The following is a 17378-nucleotide window of genomic DNA, read 5'->3' on the forward strand; positions in this document are numbered from 1 at the left end:
AGTGACCTCAAAGGTATTTGTTGTTGTTCCAAGAGGGAATGTGCTTCCTGATGCTAATCCTGCAGTTTGCACAAGCGATTCACCAGCACAATTGTCTGAACTTGTAACTGAATAGGTAACAATGGCATCACAAGATCCTAAATCGGAATCTTGAGTGATGTCACCAGCACAAGTTATTGTTGGATCTTCGTTGTCTTCAACCGTAATTGTAGTTGTACATATCGCTGTTTGGCCATGACCATCATTAACCGTCCAAGTTACTGTAGTAGCTCCTTTTTGGAAAACAGCTCCTGCTAAAGAAGCATTATTGTTATAGTCGTTAGTGATACTACCATCAGTACAGTTATCAGTAAAAGTGGCATCAAATTCAGTGCCTTGAATTGTATATGTACATTCACCAGCATCAGTATCTCTTGCGTCATCTGTAATACAACTGATAACAGGATTTTCATTGTCTTCTACAGTTACTGTAAAGCTAGTTGCTACGGCATTGTTTCCTGCTGCATCTACTGCTGTATAATTTACCGTTGTAGTTCCTAATGGGAATGTATGTCCAGATGGTAAGTCTGAACTGATTGTTGCACCTGGACAGTTATCTGTAACCGTCGCTGGAGTCCATGTCACTACTGCATCACAATTTCCTGGATCATTACTTACTGTAATATTCTCAGGTGTACCGTTGATTACTGGAATTTCATTGTCTTCTACTGTTACTGTAAAGCTAGTTGCTTCGGCATTATTTCCTGCTGCATCTGATGCAGTATAATTTACAGTTGTAGTTCCTAATGAGAATGTATGTCCAGAAGGTAAGTCTGAACTGATTGTTGCACCTGGACAGTTATCTGCAACCGTCGCTGGAGTCCATGTCACAATTGCGTCACATTTTCCTGGATCATTACTAACTGTTATATTCGCAGGTGTGCCGTTGATTACTGGTATCTCATTGTCTATAACAGTGATTTCAAAAGTTTTACTTTCACTACCACAACTATTAGTTACTGTAACGGTTACCAAAGTGGTTCCCACTGGGAATAAAGATCCTGATAGATGTGAATAGTTTATTGTTGGAGTAGGTGTTCCTGTAGCAACAACATCGTCATAAGTTACTATAGCACCGCAAACACCACTATCTGTATTTTGTGTAATATTTGAAAACGAAGATGTAATCACAGGCGCTTCATTAACCGTAAGGCTTCCATTGTTTTGAGAGCTTCCATTCCAAAAACCGTTTGGGTGTCCACCATATTGCCATTCACATCCATCAAGCGAATAACGAAATGTATAATAGTATGTTCCTACAGTGTTAGGAGTGAATTCATATTGGTATTCATCATTATTTTGATTAAAATCATATGTTGGGTTTGGTATTGCCGTATCCCAATTACCCGCTGGCCATGTTGAAGGATCAACATCAGATCCATTAAAACCAAACTCTACTGAAATTCCTGAAGCTGCCGAACCACTAGAATCTGTTAATCCAGACTCATAAACTTGTCCATAAGCGGTTAAAGTTTCGCTCAGACATAAAGTTTCTGATTCTGGGGATTGAAGATTGGCATAATCTAGAAGTTCTTTCACTGTTATCGTACCCGATAGCTGTTCGGAAGAACAACTATTTCCTACAGTTGAAATTGTATAATTATAGGTACCTGAATTGGTTGGAGTTCCGCTTATTGTTGCAGTAGAAGGGTTAAATGTTAAGCCTGTTGGGAGTGCTGGTGAAATCGAAGTCGATGAGGCACCACCATCAAAAGTGTATACAATATCCTCAATTGTCGTATTTGGACAAAGGGTTTGATTAGTACTTCCTAAACTTAAGCTTAAGGTATGGTTTTCTTGAACCGTAAGGCTTCCATTTTTTTGAGAGCTTCCATTCCAAAAACCGTTTGGGTGTCCACCATATTGCCATTCACATCCATTAAGCGAATAACGAAATGTATAATAGTATGTTCCTACAGTGTTAGGTGTGAATTCATATTGGTATTCATCATTATTTTGATTAAAATCATATGTTGGGTTTGGTATTGCCGTATCCCAATTACCCGCTGGCCAAGTTGAAGGATCAACATCAGATTCATTAACCCCAAACTCTACTGAAATATCTGAAACTGCTGAGCTGTTAGAATCTGTCAATCCAGCCTCGTAAACTTGTCCGTAAGCTGTTAAAGTGTCGTTCAAACACATAGTTTCAGAACCAGGAGATTGAAGATTAGCATAATCTATTGTTTCTTTAATAGTGTAATCTACCGCAGTTCTGCAATCTGGTGTTGCTGAACAAGCCGCATAAAACGTATAGGTTCCTGGAGTATCTGTATTTCCTCCAGGTAAAAAAGCTATAGGATCGAACGAAGCACCTGATGCAATGGATGATCCTCCAGTTGCATTTTGATACCATTCAATGTTTCCTGGTACAGGTAAATCATAAGTAACTGTAATTGTTATATTTGAGATGTTAGCATCTGCATTAGTTCCATTATCATTATAAGTTTCTCTAAATTTGAAATTCCAATTTCCAGAAGGGTTGTTTGTTCCCCAACTTCCTAAAGTTGCATTAGATACTGGGCCTTGTGAATTAAATGTTGAAGGTTGTATGTTGTTTTGTTGTGGTTGACCATTTGGAGGATTAGCTTGCACTCTGAGTTCGCTTCTGTAAGAACCATTTATTGAGGTATAGGAAATAGTTAGTGATGTTCCTGTGACAATGGCACCTGCTGGTAAGGCAGGGAAATTAATATTTATATTCGTATTGTTAAAGGTTGTATATTGATCACTAAAAGTACCACTAGACCTACCTGACACACCACCTGCTCCTGTAGCCGTAAGTGTGCCTGGAACCGTTCCTGAAGGACAAACTTCATTAGTGGTCAGTGCTTGGCTATTCTCTCCAGCACAAATTTCAACTCCAGTTGCTGTTGGAGGTATACAAATTGGTGGAGTACATGTAGAAATAAGTGTCATACAACTAGAGTTTGATACGCAATTGTATTCATTAATCAACACTCGTACTTGTTCGGAAACACCTGCTACAAAAGTAACGCTGGACTGAAGTCCACAAAAATCATCATTGTAGCCTAAAACATTCCCACCTGCGCCATAGACTGTAAGCTGTGTATCGAAGTTAGTATCTCCACAGGTTTCAAATGTATAAGTATTCCCTGCAATAACATTAACAGCTCTGTACTCTCCACCATAAATACAAGTTGTTAATGTTTCGGGTGCTCCAGTACAATTAGGAGTGGATGTATCAAATTGTATATTATCATCAGGGCATTGCGTATAAGCTATAGAACCTAGTGAAAAAATTGAAATAATCAGTAGTTTTCTTTTTATGAAAAAAACATTTGAGAAAATAAAAGACAAGTAATTTTCTAGAGAGAGTAGTAATCGTTTCATAATGTTTCAGTTACGTTAGTTGTAAAACCAAAACATAGATAGCTTGTAAAGCTTAATTGTGCTTTAAGAAAAATTTAGTGTAGACTTTGGTCAGTCTCAACAAGTCTTTGATTGGAAGATGTGTTGATTAATAGCATTATAAAAATGAAATAATAATATTGTTTACGCAAGTTTTTTTAATAGATTCCTAAAGATTTTGTTAATTTTTCGATGAAAAGCTAATTATAAGGCACGAATTGGACATAATTAGTTAAAACATTTTTTTAACAAGACATTTTATGTGATTCCACTAGTTTTTTATAATCAATTTTTTGCTAATGACCCTCTCGTCATTGGTGGTTAGTTTTACGACATAAATCCCTTCCGAAATAAGTTTAATAGGTATTCTAATTTCATTAGCTATTCTATCTAGATCTTCAGATTGCCAAGATTTCACTTGTTGCCCTACTACATTATGAAGACTTACTAATTTAGCGTCTTGAGTAGGTGTAAGTTTGATGTATATTTCGTTAGAATCATTGAGATAGATTAACGTAAGTTCGTCATTGAAATGTTCACCAGTTGTAAGTGTGTCTTGTGCTTCAAATGTGATAAAAAATCGGTCTATATAATCTGTAGCATTCAATGTCAAGGTCGAATCAAACTCATTAATATTTGTATAGATTTCTGTAGCAGAATCATAAATGAAAACGTCGATATTATTTTCAAAATTCTCAATAGATTTCAAACTTATTTCAACAGTGCCAGAAGTTGATATAAATAGCCCTAATGGGTATTGTTTAGTGACGTCAAAATTACTAGTGCCTTGAATAACATAAGGTAAATCTTCGATCATAAACGACGCGTCATTAATAAAGTTTTCTGTGTTTTCTGCATCATAACCATAATCTAATCCTTCAGTAGCTTCATTGTTTGGTGTAAAAGCTAATAGTAAGGGACGTAAAGCTCCATCTGGTAATTTAACTTCTAATCTAATTCGTTTAATTGTATTGTTGGTTGTGTTTTCTATATTATTTTCAGAAGTCCTTAAAAAGATAGAACTACTTGTAGATTCTTTCTCAAAAACTCTTTGACTGTTATTGAATTCAATTGTACCACCAGATGTGCTAGAAGTGACATAAAACCCTTGAGCAATTGGAATAAATTGACCAGGAATCTTTCCAGTACTTCCTAGTCCTCCAATTTCTGAAGGTGCACTTACTGCAGCAACTCCACCAGATAAGCTGTAAGTTGCATAACCGCCTTCATATTCTGAAAGCACATGTGATGTATTACTAGTAGCATGTTCCCAGAAATATAATGATCCATTTATAGCATTTGTGCCAGATGGTCCATTGTCAATTATAAATTGATCTGCATTAACAGCAGAAGGGTATGGGTTTCCAATTAAAGCTTGATAAGGTGCAATTATAGGAACAAGAATTTCTCCATTATTTGGTTGACCTATAAAAACATAATTTTGTAGGTCTAATATTGGATCTCCAACACCACTTCCTTTCAATGTAAAACCTAATCCTACATCAATAAAACTCGTATTATTTTGAGATACCCAATCAAAATAATCTGTACCAGGTGAGTCTTGAAAAGTGTAAATCCATTTAGAACTTAATGTTATAGGATTAATGCTTCCTGTGGCATCGTGAGCATTTGTCCAATTAATGGATTGTGGATTTGTATATGTAGTTCCATCATTTAGAATGCTACCAATACTAAATGTATTACCATTTAGGCTCACAGGTGAACTCCAATAATTATAATTATACAGATTGGTTGTTCCTTGTTGATCTCGCTGTAGATTACCAGTTCCATTGTAATCAACTATACTCCCAATATCTTGAATTAATTGAGATTCTCCAACAAGATCTAGAGTGCCATCTATTTTTAAATAATCTGAAATACTAAGACTTTGTCCGTTTAACGGATCTACATTTTCTATTGATAGGGTATCGCTTACTACATTTAATCCGAGCAGTTTTATATTTATATTTCCAGATGAAATTTTATGTGCAGAATTGACGATATTCCAATCTATTTGAGTTGATCCATCAATACTTAGACTATTTGGTATGGCTTGAACAGCACCATGTAGCCAAGTACTTGTGTTACTCCATAAACCATTTGAAAATGAATGATAAGGAATTGGTGCAGATTCTGGTTGTAAAGTGGTCATATATCTCAATAATCCTTCAATAGAATTGGCGTTAGTGGATGTTAAATTACCTCCAGAAAGATCTGTAGCTTGGTTCATTTGATAATAACCATTAAGATTAGTCCATGTTAAACCAGAAATGTCAATAGGAATAATTGAACCAACTATGGAACCTGAATTATTTTCAATTTCTTGATTCATCATTTTTCTAATTTGGGTACTGCTTAAAGCTGTATTCCAAATTCGTAATTCGTCCATTCCTCCATTAAAATAGTACATGGGTTTAAAAGGAGGTGTTATAGTTTCATCCATAGCACCTAAAATACAATCTACAGTATTACTAATGGGTACACTTCCTGCGACACTATTCATTTCAACACCATCTATATATAAGGTATAAGTTCCACTACCTAAAACAACAGCGACATGATGCCATTGGTTCGTGATAATTTGATTTGGTGACAACAACGATTCACCATTATTCCAATTAAAAGACACATAATTGTTTTCTATTCTTAAATCATAACCGTCAATTTGATTTGTAGCTTCTCTTTTAGATAGTATAGTTTGCGTGCTAACATTTGAAACTTCAGATTTTATCCATAATTCTATCGTGAAATCAGAATTAAAATTATAGTTGTTTCTAAATGTGATATTATCATCCACACCATCAAAATCTAAAGCTGTACAGTTTATAAAAGTTACAGTCATACTATCGTCTGAATCATTACAAGGAAGCGGATTGTCTATAGTCCAAACAAGTGTGTATATCTCTCCAATATCACCTGTAAATGTTGAGGTTGGACTAGAATCGTCTGAAAAACTAAAACCCGAAGATTGCCCAGAAGTTACTGTCCATAATCCAGTCGTTCCGCTGCCAATAATTGCATTAGCAGCTAATGTTACCGTTGTATTTGTACAAATAGAACTCGTTATATCTGGTCCTGCATCTGCTGATGGATTATTGTCAACTACAACCATTGTAATTGTATTACTAGTTACACTCTGCGCACAAGCTGTAGCGTTAGAAGTCATGTTTACAGTAATTTCATCACCATCAATTAGCGTGTTACTCGTATATGTTGACGAATTTGCACTTGAAATATCTGTGCCATTTAATTGCCACTGATAATTAGGAGCTGTTCCACCTTCAGTTGGTGTGGCTGTAAAAGTTACTGATTCATTTTCACAAATAGGATTTATAGGAGTTGAAATAGTTACCGCAGCATTCACACTATTATCTGTAATAGTTACAGTAGCATCACATGTGCTAAAATTTCCCGTGTCATCTGTTATGGTAAGAGTTACTACGTTGTCTCCAATATGACTACAATCAAAATCGGTTTGAGATGCTGAAAGGGTAAAATTACAATTATCAGATGATCCATTATCTATATCATTTGGGCTAATTGTTGCTAATCCAGTAGTAGGATTTAATTCAACAGAAAAATTGGTACATACTGCTACTGGTAATTCAAAATCATTTACTGTAACATCAAAACTACAAGTTGCTGTATTACCATCATTATCACTAACTTCAAATGTATTCGTCGTTGTACCAATAGGAAATGTGCTGCCAGAAGGTAATCCAGTAATTTGGGTAATAGTAATAGGACAATTATCTACTCCAACAGGATCTGCATAAGTAACAATTGCAGAACAGTCTCCAACATTATTATTTAACGTAATGTCACTTGGGCAAGTGATACTTGGGTTTATGGTATCAATAACTTCAATGTCTCTAATATAATCAATTGATGTATTTCCAAATGAATCTGTAACACTATAAATAACAGTATATATACCTGGTGTACTTGTGTCTATACCTGAAGCATCGGTTATAATACTACTTGTAAAATCAATATTAAAACAAGGGTCTAATGCAGTAGCACCTAGCTCTATATATGGATCACATGCTTCTATAATTTGTGGGTTGTCACCTATAAGTGTGATGTCTGGAGGCGAATTGTCTATTACATTTATAGTTCTTGTTATCGGTATAGCAGGATTACCACTATCATCCATTCCTGTATAAGTTACGGTATAAGAACCCAGTGTTGTAGTGTCTACGTTTGAATTGTCAATAATAACATTACCAGAAATATCATCAAAACAAGGATCAATTAAGGAAGCACCAAGCTCTGTGTAAGTTGAACAATCACCAATTGTTAAAGGGTTTGGTCCAATTAAAGTTAAACTTGAATTTGTAGTATCAATTACATTTACAGTTCTGATAATTTGAGTTGTATTTCCACTTGCATTATCAACTGTATAGGTTACTTGATAAGAGCCAACTGTAGTTGGGTCTAAGGTTGAGCTATCAATAATTATATCTCCAGAAATGTTCCCAAAACAAGCGTCGTTAGCTGTAGCACCAAATTCGGTATAAATATCACAAGCCTCCAGTGTTAGAGGATTGCTTCCTAAGAGTGTTATTGTTGGACTTTGATTATTAGTCACCACTACATCCATTGAGCAAGTAGCTGTTTTGTTTGTGGGATCTGTAACGGTAAAAGTAACAGTTGTTGTTCCTATAGGATAAGTACCACTAGCATCTGCTCCTCCACCATTAAAATCGTTAGTGACAGAACTAACAGAGCAGTTGTCATTCGCAATTACTAAAGGAATAGTTATTGTAGCAGTACATTGACCTGCATCTGTATTCGCACTTATATTTGAAGGACATGTAATTGTTGGGTCTTCTTCATCTGTAACAGTAATATCTTGAGGACATGTTGTGAAATTACCTGCTGCATCAGTAACTACCCAAATAACTGTTGTTGTTCCTACTGGGAAGTTTGAACCTGCAGGAACACCCGTTGGAACGGTAGATAGTCCTGAACAACTATCATATGCAGTTGGAAACACATTAAAATCGAACATATTTACATTTGCAGTACATGAACCCGAATCATTGACAGCCACTACATCATCTTGACAAACTACAATTGGAGCTGTGTGATCAGTTACATTGACATTAAAATTACAGGTTGCTGAGTTGCCAGAAGTATCTTCAATATAATAACTAACAGTCGTGTTGCCAGCCAAAAAAATTACAGAGTTAACATCATGTATACCAGTGGAAGGACTAGATCCTGTTGTTGCTCCTGAAAGCGTGTAGGTTTGTAAAACTACTGAGCCGCAATTGTCAAAAGTTGTAGGTGCTAAAGCATTAAGAATTGGAGAATGAGGACAAGCAGCAATAACATCTCCTGGACATGTGATTGTAGGAGGTGTAACGTCTGGAGCACATTGCGCATTAATAATAATGCTTGTTGCTAGCATTACAAATAAAATAATATGTTTTTTAATGGTGCTCAACAAAAATGCTGTTTTAAGTATTAAAAGTTGAATTGTTTAATAAAAATCGATTACCAAGTGTGTAGGTTTAAAAGCGATAATCTAATTATAGAGTTGGAGGTATACTATTTCAAAGTATGATTCATAAAATAGGTATTCAAATTTAATCGATTAACTACGTTTATTACTACCTAAACAACTTTACAAACAAGGGTTGAAGCTTAAAAAAAATAGTCACATTATAAAGATAAGAATCTATTATTTTCAAAATAGCCTAATAAGGTCGTAACTTTGTAGCGTATTAAATGTAATTAAAATGAGTCATAAAGCAGGTTTTGTAAATATTATTGGTAACCCAAATGTTGGGAAATCAACCTTAATGAATGCATTTATTGGTGAGAAATTATCAATAATCACATCTAAAGCACAAACGACGAGACATCGTATTTTAGGTATTGTAAATGGTGAGGATTTTCAGGTGATATTAAGTGATACACCTGGGATTATTAAACCAGCTTATGAGCTACAAGCATCTATGATGGATTTCGTAAAATCTGCTTTTGATGATGCAGATGTTTTAATTTATATGGTAGAAATTGGTGAGCAAGAATTAAAAGACGAAGCGTTTTTTAATAAAATCACGAACTCTAAAATTCCAGTATTACTGTTATTGAATAAAATTGATAAATCAGATCAAGGTCAACTAGAATCTCAAGTAGCACTATGGTCAAGCAAAGTGCCTAATGCTGAAATATTTCCAATTTCCGCTTTAGAAGGTTTCAACGTTAAAGAAGTATTTGGACGTATTGTTGAGTTGCTGCCAGAATCTCCTGCATTTTATCCAAAAGATCAGCTTACAGATAAGCCAGAACGTTTTTTCGTCAATGAAATCATACGAGAGAAAATCTTGATGCATTACAAAAAGGAAATTCCTTACGCAGTAGAAATCGATACAGAAGAATTTTTTGAAGAGGATACAATTATTAAAATGCGTTCTATTATTATGGTTGAGAGAGAGACTCAAAAAGGAATTATAATTGGACATAAAGGTAGTGCTCTAAAACGTGTTGGAGTTGAGGCTCGTAAGGATTTGGAAAAGTTCTTCGGAAAGCAAGTCCACCTTGAATTATATGTGAAAGTGAACAAGAATTGGAGAAGTAACCAACGTCAATTAAAACGTTTTGGTTATAATCAGTAGTTGTAACTAATTTTTAAAACCCAAACTAAATGGTATTTAAATGTTTAGACATCAAGGTAAAAGCAGAACATTAAAACATAATCTGCAAATTGCTACGATTTTATCCTTTGTAGCTGGATTAGTTAATGTCACAGGTTTTTTAGCTTTTAAACAACTAACAACAAATGTAACTGGACATTTTGCTCTTTTTATTAGTGATGTTGCCAATTTTGAGTTTTGGAAAGGAACCATTTATTTTCTATATATTTTTGCCTTTCTCTTTGGTTCTTTTTTGTCTAGCTTCCTAATTGAAAAATTTAAAGAAAATAGAAAACTTAATGTTTTTGTTCTGCCAACACTAATAGAATGCTTGATTTTATCTACAATTTCAATCCTAAGTAATTATGGAGAAATAAAAAATCCTGACTTAATTATTTGTTCGCTACTCTTTGCTATGGGACTTCAAAACTCGTTTGTGACAAAAATCTCAAATGCTATTGTAAGAACAACACATCTTACAGGTCTGTTCACAGATTTAGGAATAGAGCTATCGCAACTGTTTTTTCCTAAATCTTATCCAAACAGAGAACATATTAGAGCGACTATAAAACTTCGGATTTATATAATTTGTTTTTTCTTTCTTGGTGGAATTATTGGAGGATTTATTTACTCAAAACTTAATTTGCAATTAAACACTCTAATTTTTGGAGCAATAATTTTGTTCTTAAGTTTATTTTATGACGATATGAAGTATAAATTAATTCGAACACAAAGAAAATTTAAGCAAAGAAAATATTAGAAGAGTTAGTCTTCAGTATGAATCCCATTATTTCTCAACGTGTCACGCATAAAATGATGTAGTTCATGCATTTGTGCCATTCCAGTTTTCTTACCTAAACGTCCACCAAAATATAGCGCAAACCATACAACAATTGTAAACAATGTGACAAATAATTGCATTGCAAAATCATAACCTAAACTCCAATTCACATAAGCCCAAATTGCAAATCCAATAAATAGTCCAGCAACAATAAAATGGAAAAACATAAATAGCGTCCAAACGGTTGGATTTGGTCCAAACAAGCCATAAATAATGCTACTCTTGTTTTCATTTTCGTTAATTTCTAAATGGAGTTGTGGTGACCAAAAATGTTGTTTAGCTTTAGGGATTTTAATAAAGATATGGTCATCAATTCTAGAGACAATGAATTCTTTTTGTGTGTTTTTTGTATCCTCAAATACGTCTAATATAGATGTGTTTTCTTGATTTACATTAAACTTAAAACGTGGTCTTAAGACGATATCGTTGGTTGTAGACATTCTATTTTTTAATTGATGTTTAAATTACTAATTTTAGATTAAACAATCAATTTAAATACTATTTCAGCTAAAAATAATAGTGCATCCAACATATTGACTATCTTTGCACCCGCTTACAGGATATGTAATGCATATAAAATAAACAAGTTATGGGAAGTATAGTTGCAATAGTCGGTCGTCCAAATGTAGGTAAGTCGACTTTTTTTAATCGCTTAATTCAACGTAGAGAAGCTATTGTTGATGCAGTAAGTGGTGTTACAAGAGATAGACATTACGGTAAAAGTGATTGGAACGGGAAAGAATTTTCTTTAATTGATACAGGAGGTTACGTCAAAGGTAGCGATGATATTTTTGAAGCTGAAATAGATAAACAAGTAGAATTGGCTATCCAAGAAGCAGATGCTATCATATTTATGGTAGATGTTGAGACTGGTGTCACAGGAATGGATGAAGACGTAGCGAGATTGCTTCGCAAGGTTGACAAACCTGTTTTTTTAGCAGTAAATAAAGTAGATAATAATAAACGATCTGAAGACGCAGTTGAGTTCTATTCACTAGGTCTTGGAGAGTATTATACAATTGCTAGTATTAATGGTAGTGGAACAGGAGATTTATTAGATGCTCTTGTAGAAGCCTTACCAGAAATAGTAGAGGAAGAAGAAGAAGATGAACTCCCAAGATTTGCAGTAGTTGGTCGTCCAAACGCAGGAAAATCATCATTCATCAATGCACTAATTGGTGAAGATCGTTACATCGTTACAGATGTAGCAGGTACAACAAGAGATTCTATAGATACAAAATATAACCGTTTTGGATTTGAATTTAATTTAGTAGATACTGCAGGAATTAGACGTAAATCTAAAGTCAAAGAAGATTTAGAGTTTTATTCTGTAATGAGAAGTGTACGTGCAATTGAACATTGCGATGTATGTTTAGTCGTTTTAGATGCAACTCGTGGATTTGACGGTCAAGTACAAAATATATTTTGGCTAGCACAACGTAACCGTAAAGGAATTGTTATTCTTGTCAATAAATGGGATTTGGTAGAAAAAGAAACCCAAACCATGAAGCAATTTGAAAAGGTCATCAGAAAAGAGATGGAACCTTTTACAGATGTGCCAATTGTATTTATCTCAGTATTGACAAAACAACGTATTTTTAAAGCTATTGAAACTGCTGTAGAGGTTTATAAAAATAGAACTAAAAAAATCAAAACTAGCAAGCTTAACGAAGTCTTGTTGCCAGTTATTGAAAATTATCCTCCACCTGCATACAAAGGTAAATTCGTGAAGATTAAGTACATCATGCAATTGCCTACACCTCAACCACAGTTTGCATTCTTCTGTAATTTACCGCAATATGTGAGAGAACCTTATAAGCGTTTCTTAGAAAATAATTTAAGAGAGCTTTTTGATTTTAAAGGTGTGCCAATTAGTATTTATATGCGTAAAAAATAATGACATACATTTTATAATATGTATGTCTTCGGAAATGTGCCACATCCAATAGTTCAACTGTTGGATGTTTGCTTTTGTAATCTTTTATACTATTGATTGAAGTGTATGGATAACACAATAAATCAATTATTTTATACAAAATGTAAAGTTTAGTTTACTTTTTGTAAATTTTTGTTTACTTTTGAAGTCTATTAATTAAATTCAAATGATATGAAATCAAATTATCTATTATCAAACAAGTTTAAAGTGCCAGGTTGGATATTATTAAGTTTAGGAATAATTTCAGGAATATTTTTAAGTATCACAGGGTTTGAATCTGATTTATTAAAAATAAATGTTTTTTCAGTATATAGTGATAATGACGTATTTTCAAGTAGTGGAGGTTTTTTTAAAATTATAGAAAACAGTATCGTAGATGAAATTATCGCATTAGCAATTATTATTGGAGGTCTGTTGGTTGGTTTTTCAAAAGAGAAGATCGAAGACGAATTTATTTATAAAATTAGAAACGATTCATTAGTTTGGGCAATTGTCTTTAATTACATAATCTTAATGTTGGCCATAATTTTTATTTATGAATTTACATTCTTCGATGTTTTGGTCTATAATATGTTCACTCCATTATTATTTTTTATCATCAGATTTAATTTCTTAAAAGCAAGAGCTTAGATTATGAAAAATAATATCAAAATTGAACGCGCACGACATAACCTCACACAAGGAGATTTAGCAGAAAAAATAGGAGTAAGCAGACAATCTATCAACGCTATTGAAAAAGGAAAATATGTACCATCAGCATTATTAGCTATAAAAATTGCGAAGCTATTTAAGCTTCCCGTTGAGGATCTCTTTTTTTTAGAAGAAGGAGAATAATAACAAAAATTATAAAAATTTTAAGAATTTTCATACGAAAACTAAACTATATTCGTTTTTGTAGAGATACAATTAACCATCAATCAATCAATCAACCAATCACATGAAGAAATTAATCTTTTTCATCGCACTCTTTAGTGTCGCTATCTCATTCTCTCAATCAAAATCATTTAAAATTTCGGGTAAGATCCTTTCCGAAGATAATAAAGATCCATTAGAAGCTGCAACGATTTACTTAGAACGAGTAAAAGATAGTAGCCTAGTGACTTATACAATTTCTGATAAAGAAGGATTATTTGAAATCGCAGATGAAACCTATGACGAGAAACTCAACTTATATATAGATTATGTAGGCTATCAAACTTATTTCAAACAGATTATAATTAACAAAGAAGTCATAGATATTGGCACTATAGAATTAGGGATTAGTAATGCGTTGGATGAAGTAGTCATTAAATCTAGATCACCAATTACAATCAAAAAAGACACGCTAGAGTTTAATGTAAAATCCTTTAAAACTAAAAAAGATGCTAACGTTGAGGATTTACTAAAACAATTGCCAGGTGTTGAGGTTGATGAAGCAGGAAAAATAACAGTAAACGGAAAAGACGTAAGTAAAATTCTAGTGAATGGGAAACCCTTTTTTGGTGATGATCCAACAATTACAACACGTAATTTAACTAAAGATATTATTGAGAAAGTTCAAATTACAGATACCAAAACAAAATCTGAAGCTTTCACAGGAGAAGAAGGAGACAAGGAGAATAAAACCATAAATCTTACCATAAAAGAAGAAAATAATAAAGGTGTTTTTGGAAGAGTGTCTGCAGGTGGAGGAACTGATGAACGTTACGAGTTTGCTGGTATGGTCAATGTTTTTGATAATGATCAACGTGTTAGTGTGCTTGCTGGAGGGAACAATACAAATTCACCAGGATTTAGTTTTGGCGAAATTCAAAAAATGTTTGGAGGAGGCTACAGTATGACTATGAACAGTAGTGGAGCATTTACCATAGATGGTAGATCCTTTGGAAATGGAGAAGGCATCACCACATCACAAAATGTTGGAGCAAACTATGCAGATGTTCTCAGTGACAAAGTAGAAATCAATGCCGATTATTTTTTCTCCGGAAGTAGCTCAGATAATGAAACCATTACAGAGCGTGAAAACATTTTACCAGACTCTAGGTTCTTTTCAGATTCGCGATCAAAATCCTTGAGTGATGGTAACAATCATAGCGCTAATCTAGGTTTTGATATCGAAATAGATTCTACGTTTTTAATTAATATCAATCCGTCAATAAAATGGTCAACGTCAAATCGATCTTATTCCGAAGATGAAGAAACACGCAATGAAGCTAATGAACTAACCAATCAATCTACAACAGCTTCGTTTTCAGAAAGTGATGCAAAGAATTTTGGGAATGAATTAGAAATTACAAAACGTTTTGGTAATAAAGGTGCATTCTTAAAGTTTGAAATAGATACAGAATATAATACCAATGAATCTTCCGATTTTTTAACGTCTGAAACTAACTTTTTAAATTCCGAAGAAGACGATGTCATTCGAGATCAATTCACCAATTCCGAAAACAAGAATCGTAATTTTAGAGCTTCTGCAACGTACCGTATGCCTTTAATTGCTAAAGAATTATTCTTAGATTTTGAATATCGATTTAGAGATGAAAATCGTACCAATTTGCGTAGCACATTTGATCGTGATGATGTGACCAATCAATATGATGATTTCAATCTTGATTTAAGTACAGACTTTGAATATCTAAATCAAGAAAATACACCATCTTTAAAATTGACTTATCGTAAAGAGAAATGGTCCACTAGTTTTACAACACGTTATGTGTTTAGAACATTAGAAAATAAAGATTTTTTAAGACCAGATTTAGATATCAAACGAAACTTTCAGGCGCTTGAATTACGTTCATATTTCAATTATCGTTTTAGTGAGAAATCGTCCATGTACACAGGATATTCTTTAAATAATAGACCTCCAAGTTTAACACAGTTGCAACCGTTTCAAAACGTAAATAATCCTTTAAATACCATTACAGGTAACCCAAACTTAGAACCTACAAATAGCCATCGTTTATATATGGGTTATAATGCGTTTGATTTTCAGAAAAAAACAGGAATTTACAGTTATGCAAGTGTCAACTTTGATAATAATGCAGTTGTTTCTAGAACCATTGTGGATCCAGAAACTTTAAAGAGAACAACTACATATGCTAACGTCAATGGTAATTATGATGTCTACGGAAACATCAACTATAGCAAAACCGTTAAAGCAGATTCTATTCGATCTATCAAATTTGATATAGGAATGGGAGTTAGTTTAAATCAAAATGTAAATTTTAATAACGAAGTGCAATATAAAAGTAATGTTTCCTCTTTGACTCCAAGTCTAGGTTTGAGGTTCACATGGAATAAAGTTTTAGAGTTACGACCACGATACCGTTTAACATTTTCAAAAAACACCTATGATATTGATACATTTGAAGACGTCAATTTTGCTAGACATGATTTAGATTTAAACTTCACAACCTTCATTCCTAAAGATTTTGAGTGGACCAATAATATAGACTTTGCATATAATCCTAATGTTGCAGAAGGGTTTCAAAAGAGTGCATGGTTTTGGAATTCTACACTTGCATATTCGTTCTTAAAAGATAAAGCAGTTATGACTTTAAAAGTGTATGATTTACTCAATCAAAACACAAATGCAAGACGTCGCGCAACTAACAACTATATTGAAGATAGACAAAGTACCGTTTTAGAACAATACTTTATGTTAAGTTTTAGTTGGAAATTTAATAGTCTTGGATCAAAAGGAGATACAAGTAGTAATAGTATGTTTATTTTGGATTAGTATACAGTCTTAGTAGCTAATCAATATGAAATAAGACTTATTTAATTCTCCTCCTTTTTTCAAGGAGGAGTGAATTTGCTCCTAGAAAAGGAGCAAAGAAGAGGTGGTTTTTTTAGGATATAGTTTGAATTTAATTAATTTAAGTTTTTTAAAACCCTTCCGACTTTGATTTCTTCACCGAAATCAAATCCACCTTCCCTTAAAAAAAAGGAAGGAATTATTAGAAATTTATAGTCTTTAAAAGCTTTAGGTTTAAATTCTCCTCCTTTTGCGCTAAACTTGTTTCGGTATCACAAGGAGGAGTGAATTCGTTCTCAGTAAAGTGAATGAAGAAGCGGTGGTTACCTGATTAAATTTATTCTAATTTGTTTTACATATTGTACCCTCTACAATACACTGTCCTTCATGGGTCATAATCCAGTATAGACAATTATCTACTATCTTTTTCTTTTCTATTAAAAATCCAGATTCATTTAATATTTTGAGAAATTCAGGAAAGTCAGTATTTGTTTCATCATAAAAATAGAAATATGTACAATTATCTATTTGATTAATATTGGCGAAAGTAGTATCTGTTGATATTCCTCTACCTATGTACTTTTCAGGTATTTTTGTTTCGAAATCAATTTGGCTATTTTTTGTTTTAATAGTTTTCCATTCAACTCCAGGAAATGCAGATGAAGTAGAAATAAATTCACCTTCAATAAAATCTTCACAAGTTATATTCTGTTCACAAGAAATGAAAGTTGATAAGGTGAATAGCAAAATAATCGTTGTTTTCATGATAATCTATAATATTACTTTCATATTAGGAAAGCCAAAAAA

The 17378-nt window shown here is 33.3% G+C and carries 10 protein-coding genes; 6 read left to right on the top strand and 4 right to left on the bottom strand.

What is annotated here, in order from left to right:
• A partial coding sequence (locus WNY78_RS17995; protein WP_342874616.1) for an HYR domain-containing protein occupies positions 1-3393 on the bottom strand: 3393 nt, incomplete at its 3' end.
• A gap of 289 nt (positions 3394-3682) precedes the next feature.
• The gene (locus tag WNY78_RS18000) at positions 3683-8863 is read right to left on the bottom strand and encodes an immunoglobulin-like domain-containing protein (RefSeq protein ID WP_342874617.1); all 5181 of its coding nucleotides are present in this window, start codon (positions 8861-8863) and stop codon (positions 3683-3685) included.
• Between the two features lie 295 nt (positions 8864-9158).
• On the opposite strand from WNY78_RS18000, the gene era reads away from it, so the two are divergent.
• Together era and WNY78_RS18010 are read left to right on the top strand one after the other, a co-directional pair.
• On the top strand, positions 9159-10040 hold the full coding sequence (gene era, locus WNY78_RS18005; protein ID WP_342874618.1) for a GTPase Era: 882 nt from the start codon (positions 9159-9161) through the stop codon (positions 10038-10040).
• A gap of 40 nt (positions 10041-10080) precedes the next feature.
• The gene (locus WNY78_RS18010) at positions 10081-10818 is read left to right on the top strand and encodes a YoaK family protein (protein WP_342874619.1); all 738 of its coding nucleotides are present in this window, start codon (positions 10081-10083) and stop codon (positions 10816-10818) included.
• A 5-nt stretch (positions 10819-10823) separates the two neighbouring features.
• On the opposite strand, the gene WNY78_RS18015 is transcribed toward WNY78_RS18010, so the two are convergent.
• The gene (locus tag WNY78_RS18015) at positions 10824-11339 is read right to left on the bottom strand and encodes a GTP-binding protein (protein WP_342874620.1); all 516 of its coding nucleotides are present in this window, start codon (positions 11337-11339) and stop codon (positions 10824-10826) included.
• 149 nt (positions 11340-11488) lie between these two features.
• On the opposite strand from WNY78_RS18015, the gene der reads away from it, so the two are divergent.
• The 4 genes from der to WNY78_RS18035 all read left to right on the top strand — a co-directional run bounded on the left by der (position 11489) and on the right by WNY78_RS18035 (position 16553).
• On the top strand, positions 11489-12796 hold the full coding sequence (gene der, locus WNY78_RS18020; protein ID WP_342874621.1) for a ribosome biogenesis GTPase Der: 1308 nt from the start codon (positions 11489-11491) through the stop codon (positions 12794-12796).
• Between the two features lie 210 nt (positions 12797-13006).
• Positions 13007-13465 carry a hypothetical protein gene (locus WNY78_RS18025; protein ID WP_342874622.1) on the top strand — a complete coding sequence of 153 codons (459 nt, stop codon included), beginning with the start codon at positions 13007-13009 and terminating at the stop codon, positions 13463-13465.
• Positions 13466-13468: 3 nt separating this feature from the next.
• Complete coding sequence (locus WNY78_RS18030; RefSeq protein WP_194509120.1) at positions 13469-13669, top strand: helix-turn-helix transcriptional regulator; 201 nt, start codon at positions 13469-13471, stop codon at positions 13667-13669.
• Between the two features lie 103 nt (positions 13670-13772).
• On the top strand, positions 13773-16553 hold the full coding sequence (locus WNY78_RS18035; protein ID WP_342874623.1) for an outer membrane beta-barrel protein: 2781 nt from the start codon (positions 13773-13775) through the stop codon (positions 16551-16553).
• A gap of 360 nt (positions 16554-16913) precedes the next feature.
• Here the strand turns inward: WNY78_RS18035 and WNY78_RS18040 are convergent, their stop codons facing one another.
• Positions 16914-17336: a hypothetical protein gene (locus tag WNY78_RS18040; protein WP_342874624.1), complete on the bottom strand. Its 423-nt coding sequence runs from the start codon at positions 17334-17336 to the stop codon at positions 16914-16916.
• Between the last annotated feature and the right edge of the window lie 42 nt (positions 17337-17378).

The sequence above is a fragment of the Psychroserpens sp. AS72 genome, assembly GCF_038900375.1.
Lineage (GTDB): Bacteria > Bacteroidota > Bacteroidia > Flavobacteriales > Flavobacteriaceae > Psychroserpens.

Excerpts from the sequence above, each read along its gene's own strand:
- WNY78_RS18025 (WP_342874622.1), top strand. The coding sequence starts at position 13,007 with ATGAAATCAAATTATCTATTATCAAACAAGTTTAAAGTGCCAGGTTGG.
- WNY78_RS18030 (WP_194509120.1), top strand. The coding sequence starts at position 13,469 with ATGAAAAATAATATCAAAATTGAACGCGCACGACATAACCTCACACAA.
- era (WP_342874618.1), top strand. The coding sequence starts at position 9,159 with ATGAGTCATAAAGCAGGTTTTGTAAATATTATTGGTAACCCAAATGTT.
- der (WP_342874621.1), top strand. The coding sequence starts at position 11,489 with ATGGGAAGTATAGTTGCAATAGTCGGTCGTCCAAATGTAGGTAAGTCG.
- WNY78_RS18040 (WP_342874624.1), bottom strand. The coding sequence starts at position 17,336 with ATGAAAACAACGATTATTTTGCTATTCACCTTATCAACTTTCATTTCT.
- WNY78_RS18035 (WP_342874623.1), top strand. The coding sequence starts at position 13,773 with ATGAAGAAATTAATCTTTTTCATCGCACTCTTTAGTGTCGCTATCTCA.
- WNY78_RS18010 (WP_342874619.1), top strand. The coding sequence starts at position 10,081 with ATGTTTAGACATCAAGGTAAAAGCAGAACATTAAAACATAATCTGCAA.
- WNY78_RS18015 (WP_342874620.1), bottom strand. The coding sequence starts at position 11,339 with ATGTCTACAACCAACGATATCGTCTTAAGACCACGTTTTAAGTTTAAT.